Genomic DNA, 17147 nt, shown 5'->3' with positions numbered 1-17147 from the left:
TTATTTTTTGCTCATTTCGCGGAAGGAGGCGTCGGCCGCTTCGAGCGTGTCGATGATATCCTGCTCGGTATGGGCCGTCGTCAGGAACCAGGCTTCATATTTGGATGGCGCCAGGTTGACGTTGCGGTTCAGCATGTTGCGGAAGAACGCGGCAAATGCTTCGCCGTCCGTATCCTGCGCCTCGTCGTAATTGGTGACCGGATGGTCGCAGAAATGCGTGGACAACGAACCCCGGATCCGGTTGATCGTCAGCGGCACGCCGTATCGGTCGGCCGATGCCTGCAGTCCGTCCGCAAGCTTGGCGGCCAGGCGGTCCATCTCTTCATAGACGCCTTCGCCCTGCAGCACTTCCAGGCAGGCGATGCCCGCCGCGATCGAAGCCGGGTTGCCGGCCATCGTGCCTGCTTGGTATGCCGGGCCGAGCGGCGCGACCTGCTCCATGACTTCCTTGCTGCCGCCATAAGCGCCGATCGGCAGCCCGCCGCCGATGATTTTGCCGAGCGCGGTCAGGTCGGGCTTGATCGCCTCATGGTTGGCCAGGCCCGCAAACGTTTGGGTCGATCCGTAATGGAAACGGAAGGCGGTGATGACTTCGTCGTAAATGACGAGCGAGCCGTTATCGCGGGCCAGCCGGCAGAGCCCTTCAAGGAATCCGGGCTTCGGCATGACCATGCCGAAGTTGCCGACGATCGGCTCGACCATGACGGCGGCGACGTCTTTGCCCCAGGTATCCAGCGCTTGTGCGAGGCCGTCCAAATCGTTGAACGGAACGGTGATCACTTCCTGCGCGATGCTGGACGGCACGCCCGCGCTGTCGGGGGTTCCGAGCGTGGAAGGCCCGGATCCCGCCGCAACCAGCACGAGATCGGAGTGGCCGTGGTAACAGCCGGCAAATTTGATGATCTTGCTCCGGCCCGTATACGCGCGGGCGACGCGGATCGTCGTCATGACCGCTTCGGTGCCGGAGTTGACGAAACGGACCTTGTCCATGGAAGGGATGGCTTCTTTGAGCATCCGGGCCATGCGGATTTCAAGTTCGGTCGGCGTGCCGTACAGCGTGCCGTTTTCCGCGGCCTGCGTTATCGCCGCCGTGATGTGGGGATGGGCATGTCCGGTAATGATCGGGCCGTAGGCCGCCAAATAATCGATGTAGCGGTTGCCGTCTTCATCCCAGAAGTAAGCGCCTTTGGCTCTCTTCATAAAGACGGGCGCCCCGCCGCCTACCGCCTTAAACGAACGGGAAGGGCTGTTGACGCCGCCGACGATGTGCTGAAGTGCTTCCTGGTAAAGCTGTTCGGAACGAGAACGATTCATTGAATTTCAACTTCCTTTCGATGTATGTGACAATCCTCCATTTAGAAACACAGGCGGGCAGCCGTCAATCGCTGCTGCCCGTACTGCCGCTTTTGCCGGACGTGGCGTCCTGCGATTCGGTATTGGTTGTTCCGGACCCGGCGGTTCCGTCGCTGGAAACCGGTACCGTGGCCGGTTTGTTGAAAACGTCTTGAATATAATCCTTCAATTTGGATTCGCTCGATACGGTAAGCACCGCCGCTCCGCCGATGGTTCTTTCTTTGAGCAGCTTCATGGGCGGAATTTGCTCGCTGCCGGCCATCTGGCTTTTGTAGCCGACCGTCGCCAGCTTCCACATGTCGTTCACCGATAAATTCGTATCGATGTATGGACTGACCTCCTCCAAAATATCCGGAAGTTTCATGATGGAGGTGGTGGACTGCATTTTTGCGGCGACGGCTTTCAGGAAAGCGCGCTGGCGCTCGGTCCGGGAGAAGTCCGAAGTCGCGTCGTGGCGGAAACGGACATATTGCAGCGCCGTTTTTCCGTCGAGATGCTGCATGCCTTTTTTCAGGTCGATGTCGTATTCGTGTTTATCCGCGGCGCTGGGATAATACATGTCTTTTTCCACGTAAAAATCGACGCCGCCGACCGCATCCACCAGCTTGATAAAGCCTTGGAAGTCGGTGTAAACGTAATATTGGATCGGAATGCCGAGCAAATCGCCGACCGCTTTCATGGCCGTGTTCGGACCGTGGGTGATCGCGGTGTTGATTCGGTCCTTTCCGTGCTCAGGAATGTCCGTGTACGTATCTCGCAAGATGGAAAACAGATGAATCCGCTTTTTGACCGGGTCGAGGGAGGCGACCATCATGCTGTCCGACCTGGGAATCTCGCCTTCGGAGATGCCGCGGGCATCCACGCCCATGAGGAGGATATTGACGGGTTCGGTGCCTTCCCATTTGGGAGGCTCGGGGACTTTGGCTTCGACGGGAGTCACGTTTTTAAAAGGAGAGGCTTCGCCGGTTTTTTGCAGGCCCTGCAAACCGTTGTATATCGAAGTAAAATAATATACCGCGTAGCCGATGACGGCTACCAAGATGATGGCTATAATCCATAATATCGTTTTTTTCCTTGAAGTCATTCCTTCTCTTCCTTTCAAGTTATGCTGATAAAGGAGGCTTTTGCTGTATCATTCGACAATTTGTAGGATAAGGATTCATTTATTATAATTTTTTTTGACAATACAATCAATTTTACCTTGGGATATTGCATTTGATGGCACCCGATGTTGGCATGGATTGCCTGCCGAAAGGAGCACGAAGAATATGACAGAACTGGCGATCGGACAAGAGGTTCCGGATTTTACCCTCCCGGCATCCAGCGGCGCGGACGTTACGCTGAGCAGTTTCCGCGGACGAAAGGTCGTTTTGTATTTTTATCCAAAAGACATGACGGAAGCCTGCACCAAGGAGGCTTGCAGCTTCCGGGACGCGCACCCGTTGCTGGAAGAGAAGGGGGCGGTGGTGCTTGGCATCAGTCCCGACCCGATCAAATCCCACGGCAAGTTTACGGAGAAATACGGCCTGCCGTTTCTGCTGCTGTCGGACGAGGATCACCGGGTGAGCGAGATGTACGGCGTCTGGCAGCTGAAAAAGATGTACGGCCGCGAATATATGGGCATCGTCCGCTCGACCTTCCTCATCGATGAAGACGGCAAGCTGCTGAAGGAATGGCGCAAGGTGAAGGTCAAGGGCCATACCGAGGACGTCCTGTCCGCTTTATCGTAAACTGCAATCCAAAGATCCCGGCGCTGTGCAGCCCACGGCGGACGCCGGGATTTTTGGCGTTTCGCTCAGCCTGCTCCGGCTGTTTCCGCAGTGAGTTCCTAAGAATATAAGTTAGAATATTCTAAGCAAACCATGGTGAAATTTCAGTGAAAACAAATGTAAACACATCATTATCCATTTACAATTTAGAATATTCGAAGTATAATGGTGATTATCCGGTAAGGAAAGAGGAGAATTACATGGATAAGCAGCCTGAAATTACGGTAGATATGTTATTTGATGTATACAGCGAGCTGTCCCGAAAAATGACTGGCCAGCGCATTCGTGCCTTGATGGATCATCTGCGCAAGCACGAATTGTCCCTGAACCAGTTTTTTATATTGAATATCATCGAACGGGGCGGCGCATGCCTGTCGAGCCATCTGGCGAGCCATTTGAAGCTGAAGGCGGCGTCCATTACGTATTTGGTCGATTCGCTGGAGAAAAAGGGGCTTGTGGCCCGGACGGAAAATCCCAGCGACCTGCGAAGCCATTTCATCAGCTTGACGGACGAAGGGCATGAAATCTCCTCTTTCCCGTTCGAGCATTCTTTTGCCGCTGACTTTTTCAAAAAGCTCAGCCAGGATGACCTCGAGGTTCTGTACGTGATGATGCGGATCATGAACCGTAAATTGGACTCGGAATCAAGCGATATGCAAAAAATATGAATCATAACTTAAGGGAAGTGTTATTTTGAAAAGGTTACTGAAGGTTAAAATCGCCTGGTTCCCGGTGTGGTGCACGGCCTTTCTCATGCTTTGCATGCTAAGCATATATTTGCCCGTATTCGGCGGGCAGTCGCAAAGATTGACGGATTTTCCGCTGATCGTGGTGAATGAGGATCAAGGCGCCGCCTCGGTGAACATGGGCCAAAAGATCATGGACAATCTGATCCAAACGCAGGACGGACATTCCTTTAAATGGACGATCGAGTCCAGCAGGGAAAGAGCCGTCGAACAAATCAAAAACAACAAGGCATACGGGGCGCTCGTCATTCCGGCCGACTATTCCGCTTCGCTGTCCGGCGTGCAGAAATCGCTGATGACCGGACAAACCGGCGGCAAACCTGCACGGATGGAGATATTGGTTAACGAAGCGGGCGGACAGCTCGCCTCCTCGGTCGCTACCACCGCGCTTCAGACGGTCGCCTCGACCGTGAACGCCGGCGTCAGCCAGCAAATCAAGGCGGGCATGACGAAGCTCGGCCTGGAGGTATCGCCGCAAGCGGCAACGCTGCTGGATAACCCGGTACAGGCGAAGACCACCAATGCCTTGGGCTTGACGGGGAACATCAACAAAGGGATGACGCCTTTCGTGGTCGTCATGATCTCGTCGATCAGCGGACTGCTCGGGGTCAACATGATCCACGGATATGTGGAAAAAATCGCCGAAAACATGAGACGCAAAGGTCATCGCCTAAGCCATGCCAAACAACTGCTGACCGAAATATTGCTTGGAGTCATTACGTCGGTGCTCGTGACTTCGGTGATCATGATTTTCGTGTTCGGCGTTTTCGATAGCGCGCATACGACGGCCGTTTGGCGCATTTATCTGTTCCTGCTGTTAAGTTCCCTCACGATGTTTTTCTTATTCAAAATGCTCAGCCTGTTCCTCGGCAAATGGGGGATGCTTGCGATGTTCCCGGTCAACATTATGGGGATCTTCGGGAGCGGCGGCGCTTTTCCCGTCACGACGCTGCCCGAGTTTCACCGCGCGCTCAGCTCGTTTTTGCCGACGCGGTACATGGTGGACGGGTTCCGCGCCTTGTTTTATTACGGCGGCCATATGGAAGCCGGGCTCGGCACGGCGCTGCAATACATCGTTACCTATTTGATCATGTTCCTGTTCCTTTGCGGAGCAAAGGTCATCATGGCGCATCATCAGGATAAAAAGGGCGCTGCCGCCGAGGCGGTACAAGAAACTTCCGCATCCAAAGGAAACGAAATGGGCGCTTTGGCCGCGGAATAATGCCAATTTTCTTTATCGTATTTGTGATCCTTCAAAAGCCGGTTTCCGTACCCGCTGCTTAAGCGGCGGCGGAGACCGGCTTTTTTGCTTTTCCGGGGATCTTGTTCGTGCTAAGGGGACATGTCTAATCCAAAATAGTTGTTTTCAGATAATTTATGAAATAAAATTGTAAAAACATATGTAAATTTGTTCGTATATTTTTATTGACATGGAAACAGGTAGGCATTAAACTAATTCGTATGCGAAATATTAGGTTGTGAAACAGGGGGGGCAAGTTTTGGAATCCCAGGAACAGGAACAAATCGTTGAATTGCTGTATTCTTTTCGCCAAGTGCATTTAAGCTTTTACCAGCTGTTCTGGAAGAGAGCGGAATCGCTTGGGACCACCTGGATTCAATATCTAGTGCTGCGAACGCTCCGTGACCATCCGGACATCGGACTCACCGAGCTCGCGGATTTCATTCTAATAGGCAACAGTACGACCAGCGGCGTCGTGAACCGGCTCGTCAAGGCGGGGATGGTGGAACGCAAACGCTCCGAGACGGACCGGAGATCGATTACGCTGAGAAACACGAAGGAAGGGGATGAACTGCGGAAACGCACCGAGGCCATTTGCCAAGACTATCTTGAACCTCTTTTACATATCAAGGAAGAGGACCGGCGTCACATGTTAAGGACGCACAAGCAGATTATCGACATATTATCCGAAAAAGGGAGAGAGAGAAATCTATTATGAATAGCAGCGAAGCTCAGTCCATCGAGCACATAAAAAAAGGGCCGATTATCGCCGCCCTGCTCATCGGCGCTTTCGTGGCGTTTTTGAACCAGACGCTCATGAACGTGGCCCTGCCCAAAATCATGGCCGACCTCGGGATTACCCAAGCCGCGACGGGACAATGGCTGACCACCGGCTATATGCTTGTCAACGGCGTGTTGATCCCGGTCACCGCCTTTTTGATCGCCCGTTTTACGACACGCCAGTTGTTCATTTCGGCGATGTCCCTGTTTTCGATCGGCACGCTCATATGCGCCTTGGCTCCGTCATTCGGCGTATTGATGGTCGGACGGTTGATCCAGGCCGGGGGAGCCGGCATTTTGATGCCGCTGATGACCGTCGTGTTCCTGAACATTTTCCCGATTGAAAAACGCGGATCCGCGATGGGGATGATGGGGATCGCAATGATTCTCGCTCCGGCGATCGGACCGACGCTTTCCGGTTACCTTGTGGAGCATTACAGCTGGCGCGTCCTGTTCTACATCATTCTTCCGTTTGCCATTATCGCGACGTTGATCGGAATTTTCTTCTTGAAAAACGTCACGAAAGTCACCAAGCCGAAATTCGACGCCGTCTCGGTCATTTTGTCCACGATCGGCTTCGGCGGCCTATTGTACGGCTTCAGCGACGCGGGTACGGACGGCTGGGGAAGCCGGGAGGTCGTCTGGTCGCTGGCGGTCGGCACCGTGGCTTTGATCGCGTTCGTGTGGATGCAGCTTAAGTCCAAAAACCCGATGCTCGAATTCCGCATTTTTAAATACAACATGTTTACGCTGACGACGCTCATCAACGTGATCGTCACGATGGCGATGTATGCCGGCATGATCCTGATGCCGTTGTTCCTGCAGAATATCCGCGGCTTTACGCCGCTGGAGTCCGGCCTCATGATGCTGCCGGGGGCGATTTTGATGGGGATCATGTCGCCGATTACGGGGGCGATCTTCGATAAAATCGGCGCGAGATGGCTTTCGGTCATCGGCCTGGCCATCACGACTTACATGACTTATGAGTTCAGCCGCTTGAGCGTTGAAACGACTTATGCGCATTTGATCACGATTTACACGATCCGCATGTTCGGCATGTCGCTGATGATGATGCCGATCCAGACGGCGGGCCTCAACCAACTGCCGCGCAGCTTGAACGCGCACGGTACGGCGATGTCCAATACGCTGCGGACGATTTCCGGTTCGATCGGTACGGCGATTCTGGTGACGGTCATGACTTCGCAAACGAAACATTACGTGACCGAAGGCCTGAAAGCAGGCGCCGCCAAAGCGACCGACAAAGCGCAAATGGCGGCTCTATCGGCCCAATCGATGGTGCACGGCATCAACGACGCGTTCGTGATCGCCACTTGGCTGAGCGCCGTCTCGCTGGTGTTGGCGTTTTTCATCAAAAAGACCAAACCGCAGGACGAAAACATGAAATCGGAAAAGGCGGAGATGCCGAACGTCGGCAAAGCCGTGAACGCGAAAGGTTAATGGATCGCACGCAAAAAAAAGGGTTTCCCGACAGGTTTGAACAACCTGGAGGGATACCCTTTTGTTTTATTTCAATGGACCTTGCACGTTTTTCAAACGTTGCCATTCGATCAACGCGTCTTCGACACGGTCTTTGCTTTATTTTTGCGGAAAAGCTTGTGCATCAGCGCCGAGAGAGGTTTCCGGTAACGAACGGCCAGCAGGACGATCGCGAGCAGCAGGATGGCGCCGACGATCCAAACCGAATATTTCTCCACCATATGAAAGGCCATGTTCCACTGAGGACCGAACACCTTGCCGATGCTGATGAAGAGCACCACCCAGAACAGCGCCCCGCTGTATGCATACAAAGCGAACTTCCGGAAGGGAACGGAGATGATTCCCGCAAAATACCCGGTAAAATGGCGCACGCCGGGGATGAAATACCCGATGAAAATGAGGCCTTGCCCGTACTTGTTGAACCATTTTTGCACGTGATCGAGTTTGCTTTCGGAAAGCAGCACCCATTTGCCGTACCGGTGAATGAAGGGAAGACCTGCCTTGAGGCCGATAAAATACGTGATGGTTATGCCGATGGTCGTCCCGAGGAAAGCAAGCACGATCAGCCAGCCGAAATTCAGATTCCCCGCGTAGGATAAATACCCCGCATAAGCCATGGTCGTCTCACCCGGAAACGGGAGCGCAATAAACTCCAGAACCAGTCCCAAAAACAAAACGATATAACCGTAATCTCCAAACAATAGCTGTATCCACTTCAGCAGTTCCAACATTCTCACTCCAAACCAGATCCAAGATGTTCTTGCCAAAAGACTGATCCGTAAAGTCTATTTTCGAACCTCCCACCATATAATCTACCAGAAAGCAGAATTCATAGAAATAGTGGAGGTTTTCCCGATGGTAAAACGATTATTGATTGCTTTGCTGCTCCTCATGATCCTACCGTTCATCAGCAGACAGGAACTGGTCCGGCAGCCTCAAACCGCGGAAGCTTCGGTGCAGGAACGGGTTCTGCAGCAAATTCCGCCGATGTACGCAACAACATCCGCATCCCCGAAATCCAAAAATCCAACTTCAGCCGGAAAAACAGTCTTCCTTACGTTTGACGACGGACCCAGCGCTTTAACCGGCAAAGTTCTCGATATTTTGAAAAAAAATAATATCCGCGCCACGTTTTTCGTTCTGGGCGAGCAGGTGAAACGGTATCCCGAGCTGCTGCAGCGCATCCACGAAGAAGGGCACGCGATAGGCAATCATTCCTATGATCATCATTATACCGAACTTTATAGCGGATTTCCCGCCTTCTGGAACCAGATCAAACGGACCGAAGAAGAAGTTTATGCCGTCACCGGCGTTCGGCCGCAATTGGTCAGGGCCCCGGGCGGTACGGCCGGCCATTTCGATGATACCTATTTTCGCCTGATGAAGCTGGGCGGATACGTCGTGACCGACTGGAACGTGGACAGCGGCGATTCGAAGCGGCGGGGAGTGCCCGCGGCGGAAATCGTAAAAGGGGCCAAGGCCCCGGCGAACTCGGACCGCGTCGTGCTCCTGCTGCATGACGGCAGCGGCCATGAGGAAAGCGTGAAGGCTTTGCCTGAAATCATTGCGCATTACAAAAAGCAAGGGTATCGTTTTGACGTCCTGTCGCCGGACGAGGAACCCGTGCAGTTCAAAGTGAACGAAAAGGCGAAAAAGCTGAAGCGCGCCGCGCCAAGCGAGTCGTGGGTGCAGTCGCATGTCGCCGGCAACGGCGCCTTGTTCGCGAACGGCAAACCGCTGCGCCTCGAAGTCGGACCGATGGAAACGACGCTGAATCCCGGAGAATACCTGTATAAGGACGGGCATTATCTGGTTCCGGTCCGTGCCGTAGCCGAAAGGCTGGGCGGGAACGCCGCTTGGGATCCGAAAACGCAGACCGCCAAAGTGACCTTGTCGGCGGATTCGGATACCGTGCTGAACATCCAGGTCCGGACCGGACGGCTGACGGTGACCAAAGCCGGGAAAAACGTCTCTTCGGTCACGACGTCCGTCAGCATGATCAACGATGCGGTTTGGATTCCGCTGCGGGACTTGTTCGCCAACGCCGGATATGCCCGCGCGGAGGCTTCCGAAAACCGGGAGGAGCGGCGGGTCAAGGTGTCCTGACCGTTTCTCGAGAGGCTGCTCAAGAAAAACAACCCGGGCGATCATGTCTACTTCCTTTCGTTTGTGGAAAAGCTATATTCATAGATTCCGTTTATAGACGGCCACTCCACAATGAATCGGAGGTTTTGACATTGTCCACTTCTTCCTTACCTCATCGGGATTTTGCTCCCGAGCTGCTTGAAAGGGTCATTCACCGCGTCGGCACGGTCATTGTCGGCAAAGAGGAACAAATCCGGCTGACGCTGATGTCGATGCTCTGCGGCGGGCATCTGTTGCTTGAGGACATTCCCGGCGTCGGCAAAACGATGCTGGTCCGCTCGCTGGCCGCCTGTCTCGGCGCGAGCTTCGGGCGAATCCAATTTACGTACGACCTCATGCCGGCGGACATCACGGGAACGTCGGTATTCCGCCAGCAAAGCGGCGAATTCGAATACCGTCCGGGTCCCCTCATGAACAATCTGGTGCTGGCCGACGAGTTGAACCGGGCTTCGCCCCGGACGCAGTCGGCGCTGCTTGAAGCGATGGAGGAACGAAAAGTAACGGTTGACGGCCATATGCATCTCTTGCCTCGTCCGTTTTTGCTGCTCGCGACCCAAAATCCGCTGGAGTTCGAAGGAACCTACCGTCTTCCCGAAGCGCAGCTTGACCGTTTCCTAATGCGGATTCAGCTCGGATACCCGGATCCGGCCCAGGAGATCGAGCTGCTGACGCGAATGGCCGGGAACGACCCGCTGGACCGGATCAAGCCGGTAATGCTGGCCGAAGAGATGGTCAACATGCAGCGGGAGGCCAAAAGCGTCTTCGTGGACGACGCGATTAAGCTGATGCTGGTCCAGACCGCGGACGCTTCGAGACGGCATGCGAAGCTTCAGCTCGGCATCAGCCCGCGCGGGACGCTTGCATGGATGCAGGCTTCGCAGGCTGCCGCCTACATGTCCGGCCGTTCCTACGTCATCCCCGACGACGTGAAGCATGTGGCGGTGCCGGTGCTTGCCCACAGGCTGGTGCTCAGCCATGAGGCCGTGCTCTCCGGGACGCAAAGCGAGGACGTCGTGCGGGAGCTGTTATCCGGCCTGACGATGCCGGTCGCCGCCCGCAAAGGAGCAAAGCCATGAAAAGGCGGATTGCAGAGTGGTCGGCCGGGATTTGCGTGTTCGGCGCGTTATGCGCCTTGTACGTTTGGCATGGGGGCGCCTCGGCGCTGTATTTGATGCTGCTCGCGGGATGGATCGTGTCGTCCGGCATCCTGCTGCAATGGCTCGGGCCGAGGAACGTCACGGTCCAGCGCCGGATGTCCGCCCCCGTCGTGACTTCCGGCGAAACCGCCGTCATGGAGGTGGAGATCGGGTTCCGATCGTTTCTCCCCGTGCCTTGGCTTGCCGTCGAAGACTATTACACCGGCGGCAGCAGCCGGCATATCCTGTTCCCGGGATTCCGGCGCCGCCTGGCATACCGCTGCGAGCTGCGCAGCCTGCCGCGCGGCGTATATTCCTTCGATGCCTGCCGGCTGGAATGGGGCGGGCTTTTCGGCTGGTTTAAAGGGGAGCGGGTGCAAAAATCGGAGGGAAACCTTCTGGTGCTGCCCAAGCCGCTGCCCGTCGCCGGCTTGTCGGAATCCCCGGCCGCCGTTGCTTATGGGGCGGCGCAGCCGGCCCAAACGATGGAACGGAGGCAGGGAGTCAAAGGCCCTGAGGTTCGGCCCTACTTGCCGACGGATCCCATGAACCGGATCCATTGGAAAAGTTATGCCAAACGCGGCAGCCTGAACACCTTTTTGCCGGAAGACGAACGCGATCCGCATTGCCTCGTTGTCCTGGACCGTTCCTACGCCGGATATGTTGCGTGGGAAGGAACGGACGAGGAGCGGGTGAAACGGGCAAAGCGGGATTTTGAGCAGGCGGTATCGGCAGCGGCAGGAATCGTAAGCGAGATGAGACGCTCCGGAGCCAAAGGCAAGCTGGTCTGCGGCGCATCGGACCCGCTCGCGGCGTTTGCCGCCGCACCGGCGGAGGATCGGATGTCAGGCAGCGGCGGTTATTCGCGAATGCTTGCCGCCCTGTCTTCGGTTGAACTGGCCGAGGGCCCGGCCCTGGGCTCCTTGCTGGAAACGGAAATCAGGCATGCGGCCCCAGGGACGCGAGTCCTGCTCATCACCGGGACGCTCAGCGAGCCGACGTCCGAGGCGGCAGCCCGGCTGCTGGCAAGGGGCATCCAGGTTCATTTGTATTGCACGGCCCTGAATGCCGGGATGGGGGAGGCCGACGGGAAACGCGAGAAGCGAGCAGGTTCGGCTTTTGCGGCGGCCGTACGCCTTTCCCGGATGGGTGCCGGGATCTATGCCGTTCATCCCGAAGGCGTGACGAAGGTCGGCTTGACCGGTCCGTTTCGCGCCGGAGAGGGGGCGGTGTAAATGGAAACCGGCAAAGATCCGTTATGGTTCCGGCTCGGCATCTCCGCTCTCTTGATGGGGTTGTTCATGGAATGGATCGTTCCGCTGCAACCGCTGGATGTGCTGTCCGTCAGCCGGGAATGGTTCGGCGTCATGTACGGCTTTACGGCCATGCTTTTGCTGCTCGGGGCCTTTTGTCCGCGGCTGCCCCTTTTGGCGCCTTTGTACGGACTTTGCACGCTTCTTTTTTGGGCGGATGTCATCGCGAAAAGCGGGGAGAAAGCCGGCCTGGCTTCCATGCTTTCCGTGCTGCGCCAAGATGCCGAACAGCTTGCCGCCACCGGCAGATTTTCGGCATTAAGCCAAGATGCGCGCATGCTCGTGCTCATGGTCGGCTGGGCGCTGCTGGTCTATTCGGTCCAGTCCCTGGCCCTGCTCCGAAGCAGCATCCTCCTGTTCGCGGGAGCCACGCTGCTGTATTTGTTCTGCCTTGAAACGCTGCTCGGCCTGTCCGTGTACGGAGACGTGATTCGGACCAGCGCCTTGGTGCTTCTGCTGCAGGGCATGGTTCATTTCTCGCGTTTAAGGGAACGCTCGCTTCCTGGCAGCCGCCGCATGGCGAAACCGGAGTACGGCAGATGGGGGGGCTCCCTTGCCGCGGTCGTGCTGACGGTCGTTGCCGGCAGCTGGATGCTGGGGAGCCTGGCGGAGCCGAAACCGGCTGCGGGTTTTTCGCTCCAGCAAGCCGCGAACCGTCTGGCGAATTGGGTTCAATCCGAATATGGGGCCAAAGAAGCGGCAGCGATGACGGGCTATAATTTATCCGGCGAAGAGGAGGACATGGGCCTTCCGCTTCAGCAAAGCAGCCGGATCTATTTCACGGCCCAAACCCCGGTCCCGACCTATTGGCGCGGCGAAACCTTCAGCGAATATAATGGAAGGAAATGGTCGGAACCCGACGCTGACGTCAAAACGGGGTATGCCCCCGGCGTGATCGCGGAGCAAGGGGGAGACGCTTCGGCGGGGCTGGCGACAATCACCCAGCATGTCTCGTTCGAGCAACCGCTGCGGCAAAGCTTTCCGCTGTTTGGCGGGGGCAGGGTCGCCGAAATCGTGGACATGCGGCTGTCCCCGGGAGGTTCGGCGCTGCCTGCCGCCATCGAAAGAAACGTTGGCGCCGGCACGGTCAAAGTCGTGCTCGACGGAGGGCAGACGCAAATTGAAGGTTATACCGTGAAAGTCGCCATACCGGACAAAAACCCCGAGCGGCTGAAGCGGGAGTCGGGCCCGGATCCGCTCGCCGTACGCGAACGGTATTTGCAGCTTCCCGAGGAGCTGCCGCAGCGGGTGAGGGATCTGGCGAAGGAAATGACGGCCGGGGCCGGCAGCCGTTACGACCGGGTTCAAGCAGTCCTGAATTACTTGAAGGAGCACGAAAAGTATACGCTGGACACGAGGGTTCCCCCGGCCGGCACGGATTTCGTCGATGACTTCCTTTTCGAGACCCGCGCCGGATATTGCAATCATTTTTCGACCGCCATGGCCGTGCTTTTGCGCAGCGAGGGCATCCCGGCGCGGTACGTGAAAGGATTTGCGCCGGGAAAACAAGAAGTCGGCCAAGAGGGTACGTATCTGGTCAGCGAAGGCGATGCGCATTCCTGGGTGGAGGTTTATTTTCCGGAGTCCGGCTGGATTCCGTTCGATCCTACGCCAGGCATTGCGTTGACCGGCGGCGCGTCGGAAACGGCATCGGCGTTCCGTCCGGCCGCGGCAGGCGGGCATGTTCTGAAAGCGTTGGCAGGCACGGCCGTTGACGGTTTGCGTTCGACGCTGGCTTTCATGCTCCGTCACGCGGCATGGTTCGCCGTCGGAGCCGCTTTGGCGGGAGCGCTTGCCCTGGCGGTTGTCCGGGCGCTGCCATGGCTGGGGCTTTTGCCTTTATGGCTTCGCCTCTACGCGACACGACGGCGGTTTCCGGGAAGAGACGAGCTCATCCAAAGCGCGCGCCCGGTCTGGCGGGCCCTGGCGCGACGCTTCGGCGCCGCCCCCGCAGGCTGCACGGTTCGGGAGTATATACGGTCCCTCCCTGTTGAACAAGATGAAATACGCAGGATGTTGTACGATTTTGCCGCCGATTGGGAAATGATAGCTTATGACGAAGGTCCGATGGAACGGGGCAGATGCATCGCGTATTTGCGCCGCTGCCTCCGGATCTCCAAAAAAGTGGCATAAGCTTGCCGCCCCGGTTTCCTTGACGGTATGAATTATCGTTGCGTATAATTAATTTCAACAATTGAGGGAGGCACGTTCATGAACAAACCAAATGAAATCATCGTCGTCTTGGACTTCGGTGGACAATACAATCAACTTATTGCACGACGCATTCGCGATTTGGGAGTATACAGCGAACTGCTGCCATACAATACGCCGATCGACAAAATCCGCGAGCTTTCTCCGAAAGGGATCGTATTTTCCGGCGGACCGATGAGCGTATATGCTGAAGACGCACCCCATGTGGATCCGGCGATTTATGACCTGGGCGTGCCGATCTTCGGCATTTGCTACGGCATGCAGCTGATGGCCCATCAGCTGAACGGTAAAGTGGAACGCGCGGCCAAACGCGAATACGGCAAAGCGGACCTGGAATTCAACCCGGGCACGACTTTGATCAAAGGTCTGGATGCCAAACAAACCGTATGGATGAGCCACGGGGACCATGTCGTCGAGCTGCCTGAAGGCTTCAAGCTGGATGCTGGCACGGAATCGGCGCCGATTGCGGCCATGAGCAACCTGGACAAGCAGCTTTACGCGGTTCAGTTCCATCCGGAAGTGCGCCACTCGGTGAACGGCAACGAAATGATCCGCAACTTCCTGTACGAAGTGTGCCATTGCGAGGGCAACTGGAGCATGGAAACCTTCATTGATGACGCGGTGCGCGACATCCGCGAACAGGTCGGAGACCGCAAAGTGCTTTGCGCGCTCAGCGGCGGGGTAGATTCTTCCGTCGTGGCCATGCTCGTCCACAAAGCGATCGGCGACCAGCTGACATGCATGTTCATCGACCACGGTTTGCTGCGTAAGGGCGAAGCCGAAAGCGTCATGGAAACCTTTGTCGGCAAATTCGACATGAAGGTCGTCAAAATCGACGCCCGCGACCGTTTCCTCGGCAAATTGGCCGGCGTGGAAGATCCGGAGAAAAAACGGAAAATCATCGGCAACGAATTCATTTACGTCTTTGACGAAGAATCCGCCAAGTTCGATGACTTCGATTTCCTTGCCCAAGGCACGCTGTATACGGATATCGTCGAAAGCGGCACGGCGACGGCGCAAACGATCAAATCGCACCACAACGTCGGCGGCTTGCCTGAAGACATGAAATTCAAGCTGATCGAACCGCTGAAAACTCTGTTTAAAGACGAAGTGCGCAAGGTCGGTTTGGAATGCGGCCTGCCGGAAGCCATCGTATGGCGCCAGCCGTTCCCGGGTCCTGGACTTGCGATCCGCGTGCTCGGCGAAGTAACGGAAGAGAAGCTGACGATCGTGCGCGATTCCGACTACATTTTGCGCGAAGAAATCGCCAAAGCCGGTCTGGACCGCGAAATCTGGCAGTACTTTACGGCCTTGCCGAACATGAAGAGCGTTGGGGTCATGGGCGATGCGCGTACGTACTCCTACACCGTCGGCATCCGCGCCGTAACGTCCATCGACGGCATGACCGCGGACTGGGCGCGCATTCCTTGGGACGTGCTCGAGAAGATCTCGGTGCGCATCGTGAACGAGGTGGAGAACGTCAACCGCGTCGTGTACGACATTACCTCCAAGCCGCCTGCAACGATCGAATGGGAGTAAGCCGGGTGAATGTCCGTCCATGCTTGCCCCCCTTGGAAGTGAGAGGGGACGGCATGGACGGTACAGCTGTTTTTTACCTGCGGGCGATCATCTGAAACAACAACTCTCTTTTATCTGCTTTTTTCGGCAAATAAAAGGGAGTTTTTTTATCGTTCAGGTTCATGCGTTTTTTTCCGCTTTGAAAGGGTTAAGATATATTTGACATTTTGAAAAAATACATAAAAATTGAGGTTTGATTAACATGCTTGCAGCCCTTGGACTGACTTCTCTTGCGTTGTTTATGGTGTTCCTGGCCTTTTATTTGACGGATCCGAGACGAATGTTAAACGGTTTTTTGTTTAACGTGTTTTTTTGTTCGTTTCTTCTTTTTTGCGGTTATTTGGGGTATCAGTCGAATCTCTTGATTTTTGGGATCTTTGCCTTCGCTGCGCTCGTTTTTGTATTTATTATCTCTTCGTTCGGGTTATTGGCTTTAAGTATCGGTCTTTTCCTAAATGCGAAAATTTTGCTGAAAAAAGAAGGCCGGAAATTCTCCAACTGCCTGACGCTGATCTTAGGGATCGCCCTTCTCGTGTTGTCGTTGATCCAAATCATTAACCCGGAGCGTTTTCTATCCGTTCACTTTAAACCTTTATACGCCGGAGTGACCCTCATTGTGGTGTATTTCTTTTTGCACCTCACCAATTTTCTGACCGCATATTTGCTGTATCAATTTAACAGGCCTAAATATAATCAGGATTTTATTATCGTTCTTGGCAGCGGATTGATTAACGACAAGGTACCGCCGCTTTTGGCCAGCAGAATTCAAAAAGCCATTGATTTTTACCGGAAGCAAGCGGCGGCGGCTTTTCCGCCAACGATCATTTTTTCAGGCGGAAAAGGCTCGGATGAGAATATTTCAGAGGCGGAAGCGATGCAAAAATTTGCACTCGAGCGCGGCATTCCCTTGGAGCACACGATAACGGAAACGGAATCCGTAAATACATACCAGAATATGCTTTTTTCGAAACGGATCATGGAGTCGTTAAAGGGACGCGAATATAACAGCATTTTTGCGACGAACAATTTCCACCTGTTCAGAGCCAGCTTGTACGCGAAAAAGGTAGGTTTGAAGAGCCAGGGAATCGGTTCGAAGACAGCGTTCTATTACTGGCCGAATGCCATGATTCGCGAATACATCGCCATCGTCGTCATGCAGCGGAAACGTCATACCCTTGTGGCGGGAAGCATTTTCGGGGTTTCGCTCCTCGTCACGCTTATTTATTTGTTCATTGAATAATCGGTTCGAAAAGTCATTCATCGTTAACGGCGAATGGCTTTTTCTTTTTGGTTTTTCTGCCGCGCAAGGCTGTACATGACAAAGCTCCCTCAAAGCAGCTGGACTTATGCATGTCCCGTCTACCTTAAGGGAGCGTCAC

Annotated in this window: 14 protein-coding genes; 11 read left to right on the top strand and 3 right to left on the bottom strand. The window is 55.2% G+C overall.

The window, feature by feature from the left end:
- Both NYE48_RS23605 and NYE48_RS23600 read right to left on the bottom strand, forming a co-directional pair.
- Window positions 1–1314 carry a glutamate-1-semialdehyde 2,1-aminomutase gene (locus tag NYE48_RS23605; protein ID WP_212950084.1) on the bottom strand — a complete coding sequence of 438 codons (1314 nt, stop codon included), beginning with the start codon at window positions 1312–1314 and terminating at the stop codon, window positions 1–3.
- 64 nt (window positions 1315–1378) lie between these two features.
- Window positions 1379–2437, bottom strand: coding sequence for an LCP family protein (locus NYE48_RS23600; protein WP_212950086.1), 1059 nt, complete (start codon window positions 2435–2437; stop codon window positions 1379–1381).
- A 184-nt stretch (window positions 2438–2621) separates the two neighbouring features.
- Between NYE48_RS23600 and bcp the strand changes: the two genes are divergently transcribed.
- From bcp to NYE48_RS23575, 5 genes are all read left to right on the top strand, one after another.
- Window positions 2622–3083 carry a thioredoxin-dependent thiol peroxidase gene (bcp, locus tag NYE48_RS23595; RefSeq protein ID WP_212950088.1) on the top strand — a complete coding sequence of 154 codons (462 nt, stop codon included), beginning with the start codon at window positions 2622–2624 and terminating at the stop codon, window positions 3081–3083.
- Window positions 3084–3322: 239 nt separating this feature from the next.
- The gene (locus tag NYE48_RS23590; protein ID WP_052146821.1) at window positions 3323–3790 is read left to right on the top strand and encodes a MarR family winged helix-turn-helix transcriptional regulator; all 468 of its coding nucleotides are present in this window, start codon (window positions 3323–3325) and stop codon (window positions 3788–3790) included.
- A 25-nt stretch (window positions 3791–3815) separates the two neighbouring features.
- Window positions 3816–5090 (top strand): YhgE/Pip domain-containing protein, encoded by a 1275-nt coding sequence (locus NYE48_RS23585; protein ID WP_341000151.1) that lies wholly within the window; start codon window positions 3816–3818, stop codon window positions 5088–5090.
- Window positions 5091–5367: 277 nt separating this feature from the next.
- Entirely contained in the window at window positions 5368–5826 is a 459-nt protein-coding gene (locus tag NYE48_RS23580) for a MarR family winged helix-turn-helix transcriptional regulator (protein WP_212950091.1), read from the top strand.
- Window positions 5823–7346, top strand: a complete 1524-nt coding sequence (locus NYE48_RS23575) for a DHA2 family efflux MFS transporter permease subunit (RefSeq protein WP_212950093.1) — start codon at window positions 5823–5825, stop codon at window positions 7344–7346. The genes NYE48_RS23580 and NYE48_RS23575 overlap by 4 nt, the downstream gene beginning before the upstream one ends.
- 110 nt (window positions 7347–7456) lie before the next feature.
- Here the strand turns inward: NYE48_RS23575 and NYE48_RS23570 are convergent, their stop codons facing one another.
- Entirely contained in the window at window positions 7457–8113 is a 657-nt protein-coding gene (locus tag NYE48_RS23570) for a DedA family protein (RefSeq protein WP_341000720.1), read from the bottom strand.
- A gap of 127 nt (window positions 8114–8240) precedes the next feature.
- Between NYE48_RS23570 and NYE48_RS23565 the strand changes: the two genes are divergently transcribed.
- The 6 genes from NYE48_RS23565 to NYE48_RS23540 all read left to right on the top strand — a co-directional run bounded on the left by NYE48_RS23565 (window position 8241) and on the right by NYE48_RS23540 (window position 17008).
- Window positions 8241–9491 carry a polysaccharide deacetylase family protein gene (locus tag NYE48_RS23565; protein WP_341000150.1) on the top strand — a complete coding sequence of 417 codons (1251 nt, stop codon included), beginning with the start codon at window positions 8241–8243 and terminating at the stop codon, window positions 9489–9491.
- 131 nt (window positions 9492–9622) lie between these two features.
- Window positions 9623–10606 (top strand): AAA family ATPase, encoded by a 984-nt coding sequence (locus tag NYE48_RS23560; protein WP_341000149.1) that lies wholly within the window; start codon window positions 9623–9625, stop codon window positions 10604–10606.
- Window positions 10603–11901 carry a DUF58 domain-containing protein gene (locus NYE48_RS23555; protein ID WP_341000148.1) on the top strand — a complete coding sequence of 433 codons (1299 nt, stop codon included), beginning with the start codon at window positions 10603–10605 and terminating at the stop codon, window positions 11899–11901. The genes NYE48_RS23560 and NYE48_RS23555 overlap by 4 nt, the downstream gene beginning before the upstream one ends.
- Entirely contained in the window at window positions 11902–14112 is a 2211-nt protein-coding gene (locus NYE48_RS23550; protein WP_341000147.1) for a transglutaminase family protein, read from the top strand.
- Window positions 14113–14190: 78 nt separating this feature from the next.
- Complete coding sequence (gene guaA, locus NYE48_RS23545; RefSeq protein WP_212950105.1) at window positions 14191–15729, top strand: glutamine-hydrolyzing GMP synthase; 1539 nt, start codon at window positions 14191–14193, stop codon at window positions 15727–15729.
- A gap of 241 nt (window positions 15730–15970) precedes the next feature.
- The gene (locus tag NYE48_RS23540; protein ID WP_212950107.1) at window positions 15971–17008 is read left to right on the top strand and encodes a YdcF family protein; all 1038 of its coding nucleotides are present in this window, start codon (window positions 15971–15973) and stop codon (window positions 17006–17008) included.
- Window positions 17009–17147: the final 139 nt, after the last annotated feature.

Origin of the sequence: Paenibacillus sp. FSL M7-1455, from assembly GCF_038004655.1 — a bacterium.
Taxonomy (GTDB): Bacteria; Bacillota; Bacilli; order Paenibacillales; family Paenibacillaceae; genus Paenibacillus_AQ; species Paenibacillus_AQ cookii.
This window is presented reverse-complemented; position numbering and strand designations above follow the sequence as displayed.